This is a genomic window from uncultured Winogradskyella sp. (assembly GCF_947498345.1).
Taxonomy (GTDB): Bacteria; Bacteroidota; Bacteroidia; order Flavobacteriales; family Flavobacteriaceae; genus Winogradskyella.
Genome location: NZ_CANMJY010000001.1, coordinates 385,991 through 403,080 on the forward strand (window position 1 = coordinate 385,991; position 17,090 = coordinate 403,080).

At 33.1% G+C, this 17,090-nt stretch carries 19 protein-coding genes; 9 read left to right on the forward strand and 10 right to left on the reverse strand.

Going from position 1 to position 17,090, the window contains the following annotated elements:
• Positions 1-123: 123 nt before the first annotated feature.
• A complete protein-coding gene (locus Q0912_RS01710; protein ID WP_299111343.1) occupies positions 124-543 on the forward strand; it encodes a (4Fe-4S)-binding protein in 420 nt (139 codons plus the stop codon).
• A 152-nt stretch (positions 544-695) separates the two neighbouring features.
• Here the strand turns inward: Q0912_RS01710 and Q0912_RS01715 are convergent, their stop codons facing one another.
• Positions 696-1,376: a hypothetical protein gene (locus Q0912_RS01715; protein ID WP_299111345.1), complete on the reverse strand. Its 681-nt coding sequence runs from the start codon at positions 1,374-1,376 to the stop codon at positions 696-698.
• A gap of 41 nt (positions 1,377-1,417) precedes the next feature.
• Between Q0912_RS01715 and Q0912_RS01720 the strand changes: the two genes are divergently transcribed.
• Positions 1,418-2,218, forward strand: coding sequence for a class I SAM-dependent methyltransferase (locus tag Q0912_RS01720; RefSeq protein WP_299111347.1), 801 nt, complete (start codon positions 1,418-1,420; stop codon positions 2,216-2,218).
• A gap of 5 nt (positions 2,219-2,223) precedes the next feature.
• Here the strand turns inward: Q0912_RS01720 and Q0912_RS01725 are convergent, their stop codons facing one another.
• Together Q0912_RS01725 and msrA are read right to left on the reverse strand one after the other, a co-directional pair.
• Entirely contained in the window at positions 2,224-2,715 is a 492-nt protein-coding gene (locus tag Q0912_RS01725; RefSeq protein ID WP_299111349.1) for a hypothetical protein, read from the reverse strand.
• Positions 2,715-3,377, reverse strand: a complete 663-nt coding sequence (gene msrA / locus Q0912_RS01730; RefSeq protein ID WP_299111350.1) for a peptide-methionine (S)-S-oxide reductase MsrA — start codon at positions 3,375-3,377, stop codon at positions 2,715-2,717. Before msrA ends, Q0912_RS01725 begins: the two co-directional genes overlap by 1 nt.
• Positions 3,378-3,840: 463 nt before the next feature.
• On the opposite strand from msrA, the gene gyrB reads away from it, so the two are divergent.
• The 7 genes from gyrB to Q0912_RS01765 all read left to right on the forward strand — a co-directional run bounded on the left by gyrB (position 3,841) and on the right by Q0912_RS01765 (position 11,501).
• Entirely contained in the window at positions 3,841-5,778 is a 1,938-nt protein-coding gene (gyrB, locus tag Q0912_RS01735; protein ID WP_299111352.1) for a DNA topoisomerase (ATP-hydrolyzing) subunit B, read from the forward strand.
• A 54-nt stretch (positions 5,779-5,832) separates the two neighbouring features.
• Positions 5,833-6,423, forward strand: coding sequence for an exosortase family protein XrtF (xrtF, locus tag Q0912_RS01740; RefSeq protein WP_299111354.1), 591 nt, complete (start codon positions 5,833-5,835; stop codon positions 6,421-6,423).
• Positions 6,416-6,844 carry an exosortase F system-associated protein gene (locus tag Q0912_RS01745; RefSeq protein WP_299111356.1) on the forward strand — a complete coding sequence of 143 codons (429 nt, stop codon included), beginning with the start codon at positions 6,416-6,418 and terminating at the stop codon, positions 6,842-6,844. The genes xrtF and Q0912_RS01745 overlap by 8 nt, the downstream gene beginning before the upstream one ends.
• A 49-nt stretch (positions 6,845-6,893) precedes the next feature.
• Positions 6,894-7,307 carry a hypothetical protein gene (locus tag Q0912_RS01750; RefSeq protein WP_299111358.1) on the forward strand — a complete coding sequence of 138 codons (414 nt, stop codon included), beginning with the start codon at positions 6,894-6,896 and terminating at the stop codon, positions 7,305-7,307.
• Positions 7,308-7,376: 69 nt separating this feature from the next.
• Entirely contained in the window at positions 7,377-9,614 is a 2,238-nt protein-coding gene (locus Q0912_RS01755) for a TonB-dependent receptor (protein ID WP_299111360.1), read from the forward strand.
• Between the two features lie 77 nt (positions 9,615-9,691).
• Positions 9,692-10,069: a heavy-metal-associated domain-containing protein gene (locus Q0912_RS01760; RefSeq protein ID WP_299111362.1), complete on the forward strand. Its 378-nt coding sequence runs from the start codon at positions 9,692-9,694 to the stop codon at positions 10,067-10,069.
• A 226-nt stretch (positions 10,070-10,295) separates the two neighbouring features.
• Entirely contained in the window at positions 10,296-11,501 is a 1,206-nt protein-coding gene (locus Q0912_RS01765) for a cytochrome c peroxidase (RefSeq protein WP_299111363.1), read from the forward strand.
• Between the two features lie 96 nt (positions 11,502-11,597).
• Here the strand turns inward: Q0912_RS01765 and groL are convergent, their stop codons facing one another.
• The 7 genes from groL to Q0912_RS01800 all read right to left on the reverse strand — a co-directional run bounded on the left by groL (position 11,598) and on the right by Q0912_RS01800 (position 17,050).
• Complete coding sequence (gene groL, locus Q0912_RS01770; protein ID WP_299111364.1) at positions 11,598-13,229, reverse strand: chaperonin GroEL; 1,632 nt, start codon at positions 13,227-13,229, stop codon at positions 11,598-11,600.
• A 109-nt stretch (positions 13,230-13,338) separates the two neighbouring features.
• Entirely contained in the window at positions 13,339-13,611 is a 273-nt protein-coding gene (locus tag Q0912_RS01775) for a co-chaperone GroES (protein WP_299111366.1), read from the reverse strand.
• A gap of 183 nt (positions 13,612-13,794) precedes the next feature.
• Positions 13,795-14,145: a preprotein translocase subunit SecG gene (gene secG, locus Q0912_RS01780; protein ID WP_299111368.1), complete on the reverse strand. Its 351-nt coding sequence runs from the start codon at positions 14,143-14,145 to the stop codon at positions 13,795-13,797.
• Position 14,146: 1 nt separating this feature from the next.
• Positions 14,147-15,067, reverse strand: a complete 921-nt coding sequence (locus tag Q0912_RS01785; protein ID WP_299111370.1) for a hypothetical protein — start codon at positions 15,065-15,067, stop codon at positions 14,147-14,149.
• A gap of 3 nt (positions 15,068-15,070) precedes the next feature.
• Entirely contained in the window at positions 15,071-15,574 is a 504-nt protein-coding gene (locus Q0912_RS01790; RefSeq protein ID WP_299111373.1) for an LptE family protein, read from the reverse strand.
• The gene (locus tag Q0912_RS01795; RefSeq protein ID WP_224476722.1) at positions 15,575-15,772 is read right to left on the reverse strand and encodes a hypothetical protein; all 198 of its coding nucleotides are present in this window, start codon (positions 15,770-15,772) and stop codon (positions 15,575-15,577) included. It abuts the gene before it with no gap.
• 9 nt (positions 15,773-15,781) lie between these two features.
• The gene (locus tag Q0912_RS01800; protein ID WP_299111379.1) at positions 15,782-17,050 is read right to left on the reverse strand and encodes a sigma-54 dependent transcriptional regulator; all 1,269 of its coding nucleotides are present in this window, start codon (positions 17,048-17,050) and stop codon (positions 15,782-15,784) included.
• Between the last annotated feature and the right edge of the window lie 40 nt (positions 17,051-17,090).

Below are 17,090 nucleotides of genomic sequence, written 5' to 3' on the forward strand. Positions count from 1 at the left end.
TTGTAACAAAAATAAGGATTTAAAGTATAGGATTAAAGGTGTTTTTTAACCATAATAATTTTAGTTATCTTTAAAGAAATAAAGTTTAATTTTTAAAAATTACCGCTTCTGTGGAAAATAAATATGGGAAAGACTAAAGAATATACTAATGGTGAGGTTACAGTAGTTTGGGAAGCCGAAAAGTGCATACATTCTGCAATGTGTGTCAAAGGATTGCCTAATGTGTTTCAACCCAATGATCGACCTTGGATAAAAATTGATGCAGCTTCTACGGATGAATTAATAGAGACCATTAAAAAATGCCCTTCAGGTGCTTTAAGTTACTATATGACCAATGAAGATGATCAATCTTCTCAAACCTTAGAGACTAAAGTTGAGGTTTTAGAAAATGGACCACTTTTGGTTTATGGCACCTTAAAAGTGACACATAAAGATGGTAATGAGGAAACCAAAAACCGAACAACTGCATTTTGCAGATGTGGAGCCTCACAAAATAAACCCTATTGCGATGGGGCACATGTAAAAGCTGATTTTAGAGGATAAAAAAGAAAAAGCACCTTACTCGAAAGATAAAGTGCCAGAATATATATAGGCGCACAAGGCGGAAAATGCAAGCTATACGTTTTAAGTCGAAATGACTGACGTGAAACTTACATTATAGTTTACAAAAGTAATGCCAAAAATTAATTTTGAGGTTATTCTAATGTTATACTAACATCAGCGAAATTTAAATTCCAATTTCCACCTTCTTTCTTGTGGTCTATGGCAATCTTAATGCCATTAAAATCTTTGTAGTTCTCAAAGGTGTTAGTCAACGACGGTTCTTCAGAATTCCCTTGTCTAAACACCCATTCTTTTATCATATAGTTTTTGTCATAATAAATATCATAAGCATCTCCAGGGGTATAACCACCTTCGTTAGTATAAGTAATCGTAATCATCTCTAGTTGCTCTTTGTTAATAGGTGATTCTACTTTTTTAGGCTCTGAAATTGAAGCTGATGTATCCCAAACCAGTTGAAAAGGAACCAATAACCAATATTTATCATTGATGAATCCTTGGTCTGCTTTAATATGTGTGCTATCCATTTGACTTCTAACATATTCAACTGTAGTCTCGCCAAGTACCATTTTTATTTTATCTTGTTTTAGATTCCAAACCCAGGACCTTCCTTTTCCTTTTATAGTATCTCTATCGACTTTGAAAGTGAATTTTACTTCCGAAACATTTTTCCAATTCTCAAAGCCATGCGCATTAGCAATTTTTTCAGCTATTGTTAACTCTTTTGTGTTTTCTATTGTAGGTGGTTCTGATTTTTCAGATTTACATGCAAAAACTAGGAGTAAACAAATCAAAATACGATATAGTGGCTTCATTTTTAAAAGAAATTTTAATTTAGATGTAAAATTAACCAACAATGGGAGACAACACTAATTATTTTAAGGTAAATAAAGAGACCTGGAATAAAAAAGTAGCCATACATGCCCAAAGTGAGATGTATAAAATGGAAGCGTTTAAAGCTGGTGAAACCTCTTTAATGCCTTATGAATTGAAAGCATTAGGAGATGTTAACGGAAAATCGTTATTACATCTTCAGTGTCATTTTGGTCAAGATACTTTGAGTTGGAGTCGAATGGGAGCGAAGTGTGTTGGTGTAGATTTAAGTGATGAAGGAGTTAAATTGGCCAAAGCACTTAACAAGGAATTAAATCTTGATGCTGAATTTGTATGTTGTAATGTACTAGATACATCACAGCATGTTGATAACACTTTTGATATTGTGTATACAAGCTATGGTACAATAGGTTGGTTGCCCGACTTAAAGCCCTGGGCAAATATGATTTTTGAACGACTTAAGCCAGGTGGTGTATTTTACATCGTTGAGTTTCATCCTATTTTATGGATGTTTGATTATGTAGATGGTAAACCACAAATGAAATACCATTACAATCAAGAAGAAGTTATTTATGAAGAATATGACGGGACGTATGCAGACCAATCTTCAAAAATTGTAAGCAAAGAATATGGTTGGAACCATGGCTTAAGCAAAGTTGTTAATGCACTTATTGAAGCAGGATTGCAAGTAGATTACTTAAACGAGTATGATGAAAGTCCATATGATGTATTTCCAGATTTAATTAAACAAGAAAATGGTATGTTTAAGATGGAAGATCAGTTGTTTCCTATGATTTTCGAGATAAAAGCGACAAAAAACTAATTCGGTTACTTTCTAATTAGAATGCTACTTATATCAGATTTATTTATCCAAAGATTTATGGTTTCTGGATTTATTCCTGAGTGCCCTTCTTTATCAGTATACTCACCTATCGTCCATTGAAATTTAACACTATCATCTTTTATTTCTCTTAAAAAACATTCAGATACGCGAAAAGCTATATTAGGTTTGTAGTTATGTAATTCAATATAAGCTTTATCATAATACCAATAATCTGAACCTTTCCCAATATATCCAACTATATCAACAGACTTGTCATTGATTACTATTTCTGTATATCTTGTCCACCATCCTTCTCGAATGAAAAGTGAATCAATCGATATTTTTTTTGTACCACAGAATTCAATTTTAACATCTTTATTTAAATAGTTAGAATCTATTTTATCTATGGAAATAGATTTTACATCTACACCACCTTGAGCATGTAAATTGCTAAAGAATACAATGAAAAATAATAAGCAAAGAGAGATTTTTTTCATCAATGTTTTTCTTCATCCTTTAACAACTCAGGAAACTTAGCTTTAAATCTATTTAATCTAGGAATGGAAACTGCTCTAATATAGCTTTGGTTCGGGTTACGTTTTTCAAAATCTTGGTGATATGCTTCACCTTTGTAAAACTTTTGAAATGGATAAACTTCAGCCGCTATTGTTGCGTCTAATTTTTTAGCTAATGCGGCCTTTTTCTCTTCGATGATTTTCTTTTGGGTAGTGTTTTGATAAAATATTATAGAGCGGTACTGAGAGCCTCTGTCTGGACCTTGACCGTTAACTTGTGTTGGATTTTGAGAGCCAAAATAAACATCAACTAAAGTGGCAAAACTTACTATCTTAGGGTCGTAAATTACCTCTACTGCTTCTGCATGACCTGTTCTACCTGTATTACTTTTCTCGTAGTTAATATCCTCTGTGTATCCACCAGCATAACCATTAATAACTTCGTCAACACCTTTTACACTCTCGTAAATAGCTTCTACGCACCAAAAGCAACCGCTTGCAAAATAGGCTCTAGCTTTTCCATTTTCTAGCGGAACAACAACAGGTTCTGCTTCAATAACTGCTTTTTGTTTTGGATTAGTTTGTGCTTGGTTATGACAACTAAATAACAATGTAATACTTAAGGCATATAGTAAATTTTTCATCTTTTGTGTTCCGTATAAAACGGAATATTTTTTTAATTAAACAATTTTCACATTCTAATAGACGTGTAAAATTACAATTCCTTATATTAAAATTGTCTTAAATTTAATAGACGTAATCAGATAGGTACAATGATATGACTCAATTATAAAATGTGCTATTATGAGCTAAAAGACAAGTGCCAATTTTCAATAGTTTAACTTCAAAATTTTGCATTTAAGCCATTTTCTTATTTGTTTAAAATACGCTAGATAAAAAAAACATCAAAATCTAATTTAAGCTACTTTTTAGGCGTTTTAAGACACTTTTATGTTTTTAACAATTGTTGATAATTATCTACTTCAATTCATAAAAAGCTTTTAAAATGGTTCATTATTTTGTATCTTTGATAGTACTCAAAAAGGGCGCAAAAAGCGTCTTTTTTTATGTGTAAAAAGAATAATTAATAGCAATAAATAATAATTTATGAGCGAAGAAAATAAAAAACAATATGGTGCAGATAGTATTCAGGCCCTTGAAGGTATGGAGCACGTGCGTATGCGTCCATCAATGTATATTGGAGATGTAGGTACAAGAGGGTTACATCATTTAGTTTATGAGGTTGTAGATAACTCTATCGATGAGGCGTTAGCAGGTCATTGTGATAATATAACTGTGACTATAAACGAAGACAACTCTATCACTACAGAAGATGATGGTCGTGGTATTCCAGTTGGTCTTCACAAAAAAGAAGGGGTTTCTGCATTAGAAGTTGTAATGACAAAAATAGGAGCGGGTGGAAAGTTTGATAAAGATTCTTACAAAGTTTCTGGTGGACTTCATGGTGTAGGTGTAAGTTGTGTTAATGCACTTTCAGAACATCTAAAAGCTACGGTTTATAGAGATGGTAAAATATGGGAGCAGGAATATGAGCGCGGTAAAACTATGTATCCGGTAAAAACAGTTGGTGATACAGATAAAAGAGGAACTACTGTAACTTTTAAACCAGATCCTCAAATTTTTCAACAAACCCTAGAGTATAATTACGATACTCTTGCAAGCCGTATGAGAGAGTTGGCTTACCTTAACAAGGGTATTACTGTTCATTTAGTTGATAGACGTCATAAAAAAGAAGATGGTTCTTTTGAGGGTGAAACATTTCATTCGGAAGAAGGATTAAAAGAATTTGTAAAATTCTTAGATGGTAATCGCGAACCTTTGATGAAAAACGTTATTGCTTTTGAAGGTGAAAAAAATGGCGTACCGGTAGAGGTGGCCATGATTTATAATACGTCTTATGCTGAAAATTTACACTCTTATGTAAACAATATTAATACACATGAAGGAGGAACACACTTGTCTGGTTTCCGTCGTGGATTAACACATACCTTAAAGAAGTATGCGGATGGTTCAGGGATGTTAGATAAGCTGAAATTTGATATTGCTGGTGATGACTTCCGTGAAGGGTTAACAGCAATTGTATCTGTAAAAGTTCAAGAACCACAGTTTGAAGGTCAAACGAAAACAAAATTAGGTAACCGTGAAGTTTCAGCATCTGTTTCTCAAGCTGTTTCTGAAATGTTGACAGATTATTTGGAAGAAAATCCAGATGATGCAAAAATTATTGTTCAGAAAGTAATACTTGCAGCACAAGCACGTCACGCAGCTCAAAAAGCTCGTGAAATGGTTCAGCGTAAAACGGTGATGAGCATCGGAGGCTTACCTGGAAAATTATCTGATTGTTCAGAGCAAGACCCAGCAAAATGTGAAGTGTTTCTTGTTGAGGGAGATTCTGCAGGTGGAACTGCTAAGCAAGGCCGAGATAGAGCATTCCAAGCGATTCTACCATTAAGAGGTAAGATTCTTAATGTTGAAAAAGCAATGCAACATAAAGTTTTTGAAAACGAAGAAATCAAGAACATATTTACAGCACTTGGTGTTACTATTGGTACAGAAGAAGACCCAAGAGCATTAAATCTTTCAAAATTAAGATACCATAAAGTAGTAATCATGTGTGATGCCGATATTGATGGTAGTCACATTGCAACTTTAATCTTAACTTTCTTCTTTAGATATATGAAAGAGTTGGTAGAGAATGGACATATTTATATTGCAACACCACCTCTATATTTAGTGAAGAAAGGCGCTAAAAAGCAGTATGCATGGTCTGATAAAGAACGTGATGATATTGTTTCTACTTATGGTGATGGTGCAAAGATTCAACGTTATAAAGGTCTTGGTGAGATGAATGCGGAGCAATTATGGGATACTACTATGAATCCGGAGTTCAGAACAATGCGTTTAGTGCAAATAGAAAATGGAGTAGAGGCAGATCGTATATTCTCTATGTTAATGGGAGACGAAGTACCTCCACGTAGAGAATTTATTGAAAAGAATGCGATTTATGCAAATATTGATGCATAATGAATTTATATAAACTAAAAAACCGCATAGATTCTATGCGGTTTTTTAGTTTAAATGATTGATTTAGTAAGTATTTTAGTAAAAACACAAAAAATTAAAGAGCTTATAACCAAATACAAACTCGTAATCCGCTTTATAGTAACATTTCTGTTGGTCTATGGCGCATTAACAATTGGGTATTTTTTGTATTTAAACCTATCTGATGGTTCTAGGTTTTATCCAGATTACATGACTAATTTAGTTGCTCATCAAACAGATGCTTTAATTAATAGTATAGGTTATGAATCTAAAGTAATACCACACCCAAACGAGCCTTCAATGAAAGTTATTATTAACGGAAAATTTGTAGCAAGGGTTATTGAAGGTTGTAATGCTGTAAGTATAATTATTTTGTTTTTATCCTTTATTGTAGCTTTTGCGGGCAAGTTTAAAACAACATTATTCTATTGTTTTGCTGGTAGTATTATTATTTACACTTTTAATTTAATACGAATTGTGATCTTATCTATAGGATTATATCATTACCCCTGGAGACGTGAGTTATTACATGAGGTTGTTTTTCCATTACTTATTTATGGAACAGTTTTTTTGCTCTGGATGGTTTGGGTTAATCGTTTTTCAAAATCTTTAAAAGCTGATGCCTAAGTTAACACGATACATACTAGTTTTTCTATTACTACTTGTTTTGGTTGCTATACGTAGTTTTGAAGACCTGTTATTTTACGACCCTTATTTAACTTTTTTTGAGAATGATTATTTGTATATAGATAACCCAAGACGCGAAGTTGCTAAGCTGGTCTTTTTTACTAGTTTAAGATATATGTTGAATACATTGACATCATTGGGAATCCTTTACCTTATTTTTAATGATAAGATCATGATTAAGTTTTCTGTTTTACTCTATAGTATTGCTTATGTTTTACTACTTATTCCATTTCTTTATTTTGTCATTAACCCAAAGCAAGAAGATTATTATTTGTTTTTCAATATCAGACGATTTTTAATTCAGCCCATAGGGTTAATACTTTTGTTACCTGCTTTCTATTACTACAAACTCAATCGTTAAGTATTTTATAATTTCTACGCTATTTTAGAGAATTTTGTAGCTTTGCATTGTGAAATTTTCTATATTACATAAAGTATTTTCAATTGTACTATCACTATTAGTATTGGTGTCATCGCTATCGTTAACCATAGAAAAGCATTTCTGCGGAGGTGTTTTGGTCGATGTAGCTGTATTTACAGAAGTTGAAAAATGCTCAGATGATATTGTAGATAATGGTGAAAATAAAATTGTTGAAAAATCTTGTTGTAAAGACGAAGTTGATTTCTTTAAAGGTTTAGATGAAATAATTACGAATTCGTTTGAAGATTTAGATGATCTTCAAAAACAAGTTTTATTCGCCTATAGCTTTTCGTACATTAATCTTTTTGAAGATCTCCCTAACTTAATAATTCCTCACAAAGATTATGTGCCTCCCATACTCATAAAGGACATACAAGTCTTAGATGAAATTTACCTTATTTGATTTCGTATAACTTTTTATTTAAAGAGCACATATTTATGTGCTAAAATGTTATACCTACAAATCAAACAAATGAAAAAATATTTAATAATAAATTTCTTGTTCTTATCACTGGTTATATCTGGTCAAGAACAACTAAAAGGGATTGTTTTAGAAACAAGTACATCTAAAGAAAGCCCGTTGCCAGGAGCTAATGTGTATTGGTTAGGCTCTTCTATTGGTACTATAACTAATGACGACGGCACATTTTCACTGCCTTATAAATTTTCGTTCAATAAGTTAGTTATTAGTTATGTTGGTTTTAAAACAGATACCATAGTTGTAACCGAAAATAAATTTATAAAACATGTCTTACAAGCATCAGATGAGCTAGATGCTGTTACTGTTACCTCTCGAAAAAAAGCAACTGCAAAATCGTATTTAAAAGCAGAGAATACACTTTTTGTAAGTAGCGATGAGTTGCTAAAGGCAGCGTGTTGTAATCTTTCCGAAAGTTTTGAAACCAATCCGTCAATCGATGTTAATTTTGCAGATGCCGTTTCTGGAACACGTCAAATTAAAATGTTAGGACTCAATTCACCTTATATATTAATTGCGACAGAGAATATACCAGCAATTAGAGGAGCGTCTCAAGCACACGGGCTTTCATTTATACCTGGTACATGGGTAGAAAGTATTCAAATTACTAAAGGCGCTGGTAGTGTGGTTAATGGTTTTGAGAGTATTGCAGGGCAAATTAATACTGAGCTTGTAAAACCCAGCACAGACAATAAGTTATTTGTAAATCTTTATGCTGCTTCAAATGAACGTTTAGAGTTGAACACGCATTTTAATACCAAAGTAAGTAATAAGTGGAGTACAGGATTGTATTTACATGGTAATACACATCAGGAAAAACACGATGTCAATGACGACGGTTTTTTAGACATGCCTCTATATAATCAAATTAGTGTGATGAATCGTTGGCAATATACCAATCCTGAAAAAGGAGTAGTAAGCTTTATCAATTTAAGATATGTTAATGATGAAAAGCAAGCAGGTCAAGTAGAGTATAACCCAGATAGAGATAAGGGTACAACAAATTTCTGGGGAAGTGAGATTAATACTGAGCGTTTTGAAGTCACCACAAAATTGGGTTATGTAAATCCTGAAATTCCTTATCAAAGCTTAGGGTTTCAAACTGCGTTTAGTCATCACAGTCAAGATTCTTATTTTGGGTTGAATTTATATGATATTCAGCATAATAGTTTTTATTCAAACTTGGTATATAATAGTATTATTTCAGATTCGCGTCATAAAATAAAAACGGGATTGAGTTTTACTTACGACCATTATGATGAGTTGGTAAATGCGCAAGAGTTTGAACGTACTGAAAATTCTGTAGGTGCATTTTTTGAATACGCTTACGATAACTTAGATAAATTGACCATGACGGTCGGTTTGCGTGCTGATCAACACAATAGGCTAGGGTTCTTTGTAACACCAAGATTGCATGTTCGATATACGCCATGGGAAAAATCAGCACTTAGAGCATCTATAGGAAGAGGAAAACGAAGTGCAAATATTTTTGCTGAAAATCAAAATATATTTTCGAGCTCCAGGCAAATCAATATTTTAAATTCAGGAGGAAAAATATATGGTTTAGATCCAGAAATTGCTTGGAACTATGGTGTAAGCTACTTACAAGGTTTTAATTTATTTGGCCGATCTGCTGATGTTACTTTCGATTTTTACAGAACTGACTTTCAAAATCAGGTGGTTGTCGATTGGGAAAATCCGTTCGAAATTAATTTCTATAATTTGGAAGGTGATAGTTATGCTAATAGTTTTCAGTTTGAATTTAATTATAATGTTTTTGAGCGCTTCGATTTAAGAGCAGCCTATAAGTATTATGATATTATGACAGATTATAATTCGGGTAAATTGGTGAAACCATTAATTCCTAAAAACCGAATATTTGCTAATACCTCCTATGAAACTGAAGAAAAAGAAAACGGTGCACTTTGGAAATTTGACGCTACATATAACTGGTTAGATTCGCAACGTTTTCCTAATACGGAGTCAAGTGCACCAGAATTTCAATTAGATGAGTATTCACCAACAGTAGGAACATTAAACCTGCAGATTACCAAAGTGTTTTCTCCTAAATTTGAAGTATATTTAGGAGGTGAAAATGTGACTAACGTTAGACAATCGAACCCTATAATTAGTCCAGATAACCCATTTGGATCAAATTTTGATAGTAATTTTGTGTATGGTCCAATTTTTGGAAGCTTGTATTACGTAGGATTACGATATAGAATAAAATAATTTATTCCTGCGAAATCAGGAATTTGAAAAAACGAATAATAATATTCCCGTTTTAATGGGAATGAAAATAAATTTCAATGAAAAAAATAACTTTAATAGTTACGTTATTAGTAACTACAATAACATTCGCTCAAAACAAAAATGCTAAAGCCAGTATAGAAGTAGACGGTGTTTGTGGTATGTGTAAAGAACGTATAGAAAAAGCAGCTATTAGAACCAAAGGAGTAAAGTCTGCGGTATGGAATGTAGATACACACGAGTTGAAGCTAATTTATGATGAGCGCAAAACGGATTTAAAAACGATATCTCAAAAGATAGCTTCTGTGGGTCATGATACTAAAGAAATAAAAGCTACTGATGAAGCTTACGATTCAGTGCATCCCTGTTGCAGATATCGCGATAAAGAAGTGGTGAAAGACCATGATGGAGAAAAGAAATCGGATGGCAAAAACTAAATTAAAAGCCTGAACTTAAGTTCAGGCTTTTTTTATTATAAAACCTTTAAAATATTGTCACGACTCTTAATTAAACCTTTATGGATTTATATGGTCTATATTATTAAATAGAATTTTAATTAAACCAAGCACAAGTTTTTTAAAAGATTATCATCTAAAAAAGCATAAGCTTAAAATCAAAGACCTATATAGACACAAGACTACTTAACCTAAAAATCTAATCATCATGAAAAATGTGTTTATAGTGTTAAGTTGTGTCTTAATAGTGGGATGTGCTTCTGATAATTCTGGTATGGCTGATGCCGAAGATAGAAATATCATAGACGATGGCTCAGGAACTGTTATAAATTTGTCTGATTATTTTGATATAGATTTTAATAGTTTAGATAATTACGAAAATCAGTCTATACCTAATTATATAGATGAAGATAATACACCTAACGGAAATCAGATTACTAATGAAGGAGCTACTTTAGGGCGTATCTTATTTTATGATAATACCCTTTCTGTAAACAACACTGTGTCCTGTGCGAGTTGCCATAAGCAAGCTTTTGCTTTTGGTGATATTGATGATGTGAGTATTGGAGCAAATGGGGTAACTGCAAGACATTCTATGCGTTTAATAAATGCAAGGTTTGGTGATGAGACCAACTTCTTTTGGGATGAAAGAGCAAATTCATTAGAACAGCAAACAACTATGCCAATAAGAGATCATGCAGAAATGGGTTTTAGTGGCGAAAATGACGACCCTAATTTTAATGACTTAATATCTCGACTAGAAACTGTAGATTATTACCCTGAATTATTTAATAGAGCTTTTGGTTCTGAAACTATTAATGAAACACGAATTCAGAATGCATTATCACAATTTATTAGAAGTATACAATCTTTTGATAGTAGATATGATGATAACAGAATACTTGTAAATAATGATAATCAACCTTTTCCAAACTTTACAAATCAAGAAAATTTAGGAAAACAACTATTTACACAGCAGCCAAACTTCAATAATCAAGGAGTTAGAATTGATGGAGGTTTTGGTTGTGCAGGTTGCCATGGTGGATCCGAATTTTCTATTGCTGAAAATAGAGGTAATAATGGTGTTATAGGTGTATTTGGTAGTAATGATATCGATTTAACAATTACCAGATCACCAACACTAAGAGATATTGTTGGTCCTAACGGACAGAGTAATGGAGCTTTTTTTCATGATGCTTCAGCAAATAGTTTAGAGGAAGTGCTACTACATTATAATACTATCGCAACAAATAATCCAGATTTAGATAATAGATTGCGGCAAGGAAATAACCCTCAGCAGTTAGAAATGACAACAGAAGAAATGGAGGCGATTATAGCTTTTTTAGAAACACTTACAGGTGAAGATGTCTATACTAATGAGAAGTGGTCAGATCCTTTTATTGGAGTTGAATAAATGTTTAATATTAAAATAAAAAGCCTTTGATGAAAATCAAAGGCTTTCAAATTTATAACTGACTCAGGCTAAATGTTTGCTTGTCTGTGCTACAGACTACATCATGCCTGGCATTCCGCCTCCACCCATTGGTGGCATAGCAGGAGCATCTTCTTTAATATCTACTAAAGCACATTCAGTAGTTAAGATCATACCAGCTACAGAAGCTGCATTTTCTAAAGCAATACGTGTTACTTTCTTAGGATCTATAATACCTGCTTTAAGCATATCTACGTAAGCTTCGTTTTTAGCATCGTAACCAAAATCTTTTTTACCTTCAAGTACTTTATTGATAACTACAGAACCTTCACCACCAGCATTTTCTACAATAGTTCTTAGAGGAGACTCAATCGCTTTATTTACGATTTGCACTCCTGTGGTTTCGTCTAGGTTTTCTGTTTCTAATTTTTCTAAAGTCTTTTTAGCCCTCACTAAAGCTACTCCACCACCAGCAACAATACCTTCTTCAACGGCAGCACGTGTAGCATGTAAAGCATCATCAACACGATCTTTCTTTTCTTTCATCTCAACTTCAGAAGCAGCACCAACATACAATACTGCAACTCCACCAGCTAATTTTGCTAAACGCTCTTGTAGCTTTTCTCTATCATAATCTGATGTAGTCGTTTCTATCTGTGCTTTAATTTGGTTCACTCTCGCTTTGATGTCTGAAGCTTTTCCGCTACCGCTTACAATTGTTGTATTGTCTTTGTCAATAGTAACAGTTTTTGCTGTACCTAACATGTTTAAATCAGCATTCTCTAATAATGAACCATTATCTTCAGAAATAACAACACCACCAGTAAGGATAGCGATATCTTCTAACATAGCTTTACGTCTATCACCAAATCCTGGAGCTTTAACTGCAGCGATTTTTAATCCGCCACGTAATTTATTTACAACTAAAGTCGCTAAAGCTTGGCCTTCAACATCTTCTGCGATAATTAATAATGGACGACCAGATTGTGCAACTGGTTCTAAGGTAGGAAGAATCTCTTGTAAGCTAGAAATCTTCTTATCGAATAATAAAATATAAGGGTTCTCTAATTCCGCGATCATTTTATCAGCATCAGTTACAAAGTAAGGCGATAAATACCCTCTGTCGAATTGCATACCTTCTACAACGTCAACATAAGTATCTAATCCTTTAGCTTCTTCAACAGTAATAACCCCTTCTTTTCCAACTTTTTCGAATGCTGTTGAAATTAAATCACCAATGTTATCATCATTATTTGCTGAAATAGCTGCAACTTGTTTAATTTTATCAGAGTTGTTACCTACTTTTTTAGATTGTTTGTCTAAATCTTTTACAATAGACGTAACAGCTTTGTCAATACCACGTTTTAAATCCATTGGATTTGCGCCAGCAGCAACATTTTTTAAACCTTCTTTCACAATTGCTTGTGCTAAAACGGTTGCAGTGGTTGTTCCGTCACCAGCCAGATCGTTGGTTTTAGAAGCAACTTCTTTTACCATTTGTGCTCCCATGTTTTCGAGCTCGTCTTCTAACTCTATCTCTTTTGCAACAGAAACACCATCTTTAGTGACCTGAGGTGCTCCAAAGGATTTACCAATGATAACATTTCGTCCTTTAGGACCTAAAGTTACTTTTACTGCATTTGCTAAAGCATCTACGCCACGCTTTAAACCGTCGCGTGCTTCAATATCAAATTTTATATCTTTTGCCATTTTTTAATATTTAGCTTTTAGCTTTTAGCGCTTGGCTATTAGCTAAAATGTTAGTTTTTAAATTTTTTATAAACGTACTAAAGGCTATAAGCCAATAGCTAAAGCAATTTTAGATAATCGCTAATATTTCTTCTTCACGAATTATTAAATACTCTTCCCCTGCAACTTTGATTTTTGTCGCTCCAAAACCGTACAAGACTGTTTCACCGACTTTTACGGTTAGAGGTTCGTCTTTTTTTCCAGGTCCAATAGCTACGATTTTACCTTTGTTTTGTTTTTCTAAAGCCGAATCAGGTATTATTAATCCAGACGCTGTTTTAGTTTCAGCTGGTAATTGTTTAATTACAACCCTATCTGCTAAAGGTTTAATGTTTAAAGCCATTTGTTATAATATTTTTGGTTATTTAAATTAATTTAACGCTTAAGCGTTATTCGAAAATTGTGCCAATTAAAGGTGACTGACAAAGTTTCAGATTTAAAAATCCATTATGGATTTTAAAACAAATTTTGAATAAAAAAAGCCAACCTTGAGTTGACTTTAAATTATATGCTTAAAGGATGCTTATTATCCTCCAATTGAATCATTTAAATTTGTAGTACTATCATCAGTAGACTGAGGTAATGTTGTTGGTGCATTAGTTGCATCATCAGCATCATAAGCTTTGGATTCAATAGCTGTACCCGAATCTATGGTAAGGTTAGAGGCCAGTATCAATAAAATAAGTACTGTTGCTAAAAACCAAGTACTCTTGTCTAAAAAATCACTTGTTTTTTTTACACCACCTAATTGTTGTGTGCCACCACCACCAAATGATGAAGATAAACCTCCTCCTTTAGGGTTCTGTACCATAATTACTACAACTAGTAAAAAGGCTACTATGACAATTAATATTAAAAATATTGTAAATGCACTCATTTTATATCGTATTATTATCTTTTAATTCTTGTGTCAATTTTATTTGGTCTGCAAAGAAACTACTTTTTTCTGGATATTTCAAACTTAAAATCTTGTAAGATTGAATGGCTTTATCATAATTTTTTTGCTCCAAGTATATACGTGCTAAAGTTTCTGTCATTAAGCTATCCGAAATGTCATCGTCATTATTTATTAGCTTAGGTTTTGGTGCGTTATGAGAGACAGGTTTTATTTTTGGGTTTTCACTAATAAATTTATTTATAATAGTGAGCTTATCCTCAAGTGGATTAGAGTTCCCTTTCTTAGGAGACGTCTGCTGAGTTTTGCTTTGGTCTTTAGCTTCATCACGTAAAATGGGTTTAAAGCTTGTTATTTTTAACCATTCTGTAAATGAATGACTTTCAGATTTGTCAAACTCAAGGGGTTTACCAATATTCAATTTTTTCTCTGGCGTAATATTGTCTACATCTACAGCAATGATTGTGTCTTCAACCTTAGGTACAGGTCTGTTTTTTGCTTTAAATAAGTTAGGATCTAAAACACCTTCAGTAGCCTTAATGTGTTCTTTTAAGGCATCATCAATAGTAACACTTTTATTGACTGAAATATCATCAACTTCACTTACCTCAATAGATTTGATGTATTCTGAGTTTTGTTTAATTTGATTCGATATTTCATTTTGATTAAATACATCTGAAGTAATATAATCGAACAATACGCTTCGGTCTGCAGTATGAGCTGCAGTAACTTTTAAGGCATTATTATATTTATAACTTTCTTTTTGCTTAAGACCTTTAAGGTATAAAGCTTTTAAAGGTTGAAAGTAAGGGTACGTTTTTATTTTAGCTAAAAGCGCATCTGACTGTGATGCTGTTACTGCTTCAGGATGTTGTAAAAGATATGTAAGTTCTTGAAGTTGCATTGCTTACCAATTGGCTAATGAAGTGTTAAAAATGTCTTGCGTTAAACGCTCAAAAATAACTTCGAAAGCTTCATCTTTTATTCCGCCAGCTAATTGTGCGTTTGCATCAAAATCATAAAAGAATGAGAAACGTTGCTCAAAATCTTTTTCCTCATCTAGTGTATTGAAATAGCGTACATTAACACTAATTGTTAATCTATTTTGCGCCGCTGTATTTTGAGCTGTAGCAGTCATAGGGGCAATGCGATATTCAGTAATTTCTCCTTCAAAAATTAAATCGCCATTGGTATTTACCAAGTTTAAATTGGTTTGGTTTTGAATTAAATCTTGCAAGGCATTTGTGAAATCTATATCTAAACCTGGCTCTATTAAATCCGCATTATTTTGAAAAAAATTTACCTGAAATGTTTTCGCATTACCAGTATCTGCACCAGTAAATGAGTATATGCCACAACTTGTATAAGTTAAACAGAGGAAAAGTAAAGAGGTATATTTGAATAGCTTCATTTAATAGGTATTAGGTCGTTTCATTGTTATAAAAGCATAAATGTAACCAGCATTATCGGCAACATCAAAATCGACATTAATAAGACGATAACCTTGATAATGTTTTTCATTTATTAAATCTTCAGCTTCTTTGCGAATAGCTTCAGAACTGTTTGGTCTAAACGACTTTCTTATCATAAATATTTCTACTGCCTTCATAAACTTTTCTTAAAGATTATACTGTTTTATTTTTCTGTATAATGTACGCTCACTAATACCTAACTCTGAAGCAGCTAACTTGCGTTTTCCTTTATGACGTTCTAATGATTTTTTTATGAGTTCTAGTTCCTTGTCTTGTAAAGATAGGGTTTCTTCTTCTTCAATTTCTTCAGCAAAATGATATTTGTCTTCGATTTCTGTTGTTATTGTGTCATTAACTTCACTATGCTGAGGTATAGATAATACTTCGAGATCATCTACGGTAGTCGTTTCAAAATCCTCATCTTTATCGTCACCATAGATTTTTTGAATGAGATGTTCGTTATCTTTTTGTACATCTGAAGCGCTACCACTTTTCATTAATTCCATAGTGAGCTTCTTAAGGTCGTTGAGATCGCTTTTCATATCAAATAAGACCTTATATAGAATTTCGCGTTCGCTGCTAAAATCACTTTCGGATTTAGAGTTATTGACCACAGCAGGTAAATTGCTACCTATATTTGGTAAATAGTTTTGAAGTGTAGCCGCATTAATGGTTCTGTTGTGCTCTAAAACAGAAATCTGTTCAGCTACATTTCGCAATTGACGAATATTACCATTCCAACGGTATTTTAAAAGGAGATTAATGGCATCATCCATTAATTTTACAGTTGGCATTTTATATTTTAAAGCAAAATCACTAGCAAACTTTCTGAACAATAAATGAATATCGTCTTTACGCTCACGTAATGCAGGTAAATTGATTTCTATAGTGCTTAAACGATAGTAAAGATCTTCGCGGAATTTTTCTTTTTTAATAGCCTCAAACATGTTAACGTTTGTGGCTGCCACAATTCTAACATCTGTTTTTTGAACTTTACTAGAACCTACCTTTATAAATTCTCCATTCTCTAAAACACGTAACAAACGGACTTGCGTAGTTAAGGGTAGTTCACCGACTTCGTCTAAAAATATAGTGCCACCATCTGCAACTTCGAAATACCCTGAACGAGTTTGAGTAGCACCAGTGAAAGCCCCTTTTTCGTGTCCAAAGAGTTCGCTATCAATAGTGCCTTCGGGTATGGCGCCACAATTTACGGCAATATATTTACCATGCTTACGATGCGAAAGTTGATGTATGATTTTTGGTATACTCTCTTTTCCAACTCCACTTTCACCTGTGACCAAAACCGAAATATCTGTTGGTGCAACCTGAATGGCTTTCTCTATAGCACGGTTAAGTTTTGGATCATTCCCAATAATACCAAAGCGCTGTTTTATGGCTTGTACGGATTCCATAATTACTTCCCACAAAAGTGAGCGTCCTTTTTAGTTATCA

Bases quoted from the DNA above. Each gene is read 5' to 3' on its own strand.
- Q0912_RS01710 (WP_299111343.1), top strand. From the start codon at position 124: ATGGGAAAGACTAAAGAATATACTAATGGTGAGGTTACAGTAGTTTGG.
- Q0912_RS01715 (WP_299111345.1), bottom strand. From the start codon at position 1,376: ATGAAGCCACTATATCGTATTTTGATTTGTTTACTCCTAGTTTTTGCA.
- Q0912_RS01720 (WP_299111347.1), top strand. From the start codon at position 1,418: ATGGGAGACAACACTAATTATTTTAAGGTAAATAAAGAGACCTGGAAT.
- Q0912_RS01725 (WP_299111349.1), bottom strand. From the start codon at position 2,715: ATGAAAAAAATCTCTCTTTGCTTATTATTTTTCATTGTATTCTTTAGC.
- msrA (WP_299111350.1), bottom strand. From the start codon at position 3,377: ATGAAAAATTTACTATATGCCTTAAGTATTACATTGTTATTTAGTTGT.
- gyrB (WP_299111352.1), top strand. From the start codon at position 3,841: ATGAGCGAAGAAAATAAAAAACAATATGGTGCAGATAGTATTCAGGCC.
- xrtF (WP_299111354.1), top strand. From the start codon at position 5,833: ATGATTGATTTAGTAAGTATTTTAGTAAAAACACAAAAAATTAAAGAG.
- Q0912_RS01745 (WP_299111356.1), top strand. From the start codon at position 6,416: ATGCCTAAGTTAACACGATACATACTAGTTTTTCTATTACTACTTGTT.
- Q0912_RS01755 (WP_299111360.1), top strand. From the start codon at position 7,377: ATGAAAAAATATTTAATAATAAATTTCTTGTTCTTATCACTGGTTATA.
- Q0912_RS01760 (WP_299111362.1), top strand. From the start codon at position 9,692: ATGAAAAAAATAACTTTAATAGTTACGTTATTAGTAACTACAATAACA.
- Q0912_RS01765 (WP_299111363.1), top strand. From the start codon at position 10,296: ATGAAAAATGTGTTTATAGTGTTAAGTTGTGTCTTAATAGTGGGATGT.
- groL (WP_299111364.1), bottom strand. From the start codon at position 13,229: ATGGCAAAAGATATAAAATTTGATATTGAAGCACGCGACGGTTTAAAG.
- Q0912_RS01775 (WP_299111366.1), bottom strand. From the start codon at position 13,611: ATGGCTTTAAACATTAAACCTTTAGCAGATAGGGTTGTAATTAAACAA.
- secG (WP_299111368.1), bottom strand. From the start codon at position 14,145: ATGAGTGCATTTACAATATTTTTAATATTAATTGTCATAGTAGCCTTT.
- Q0912_RS01785 (WP_299111370.1), bottom strand. From the start codon at position 15,067: ATGCAACTTCAAGAACTTACATATCTTTTACAACATCCTGAAGCAGTA.
- Q0912_RS01790 (WP_299111373.1), bottom strand. From the start codon at position 15,574: ATGAAGCTATTCAAATATACCTCTTTACTTTTCCTCTGTTTAACTTAT.
- Q0912_RS01795 (WP_224476722.1), bottom strand. From the start codon at position 15,772: ATGAAGGCAGTAGAAATATTTATGATAAGAAAGTCGTTTAGACCAAAC.
- Q0912_RS01800 (WP_299111379.1), bottom strand. From the start codon at position 17,050: ATGGAATCCGTACAAGCCATAAAACAGCGCTTTGGTATTATTGGGAAT.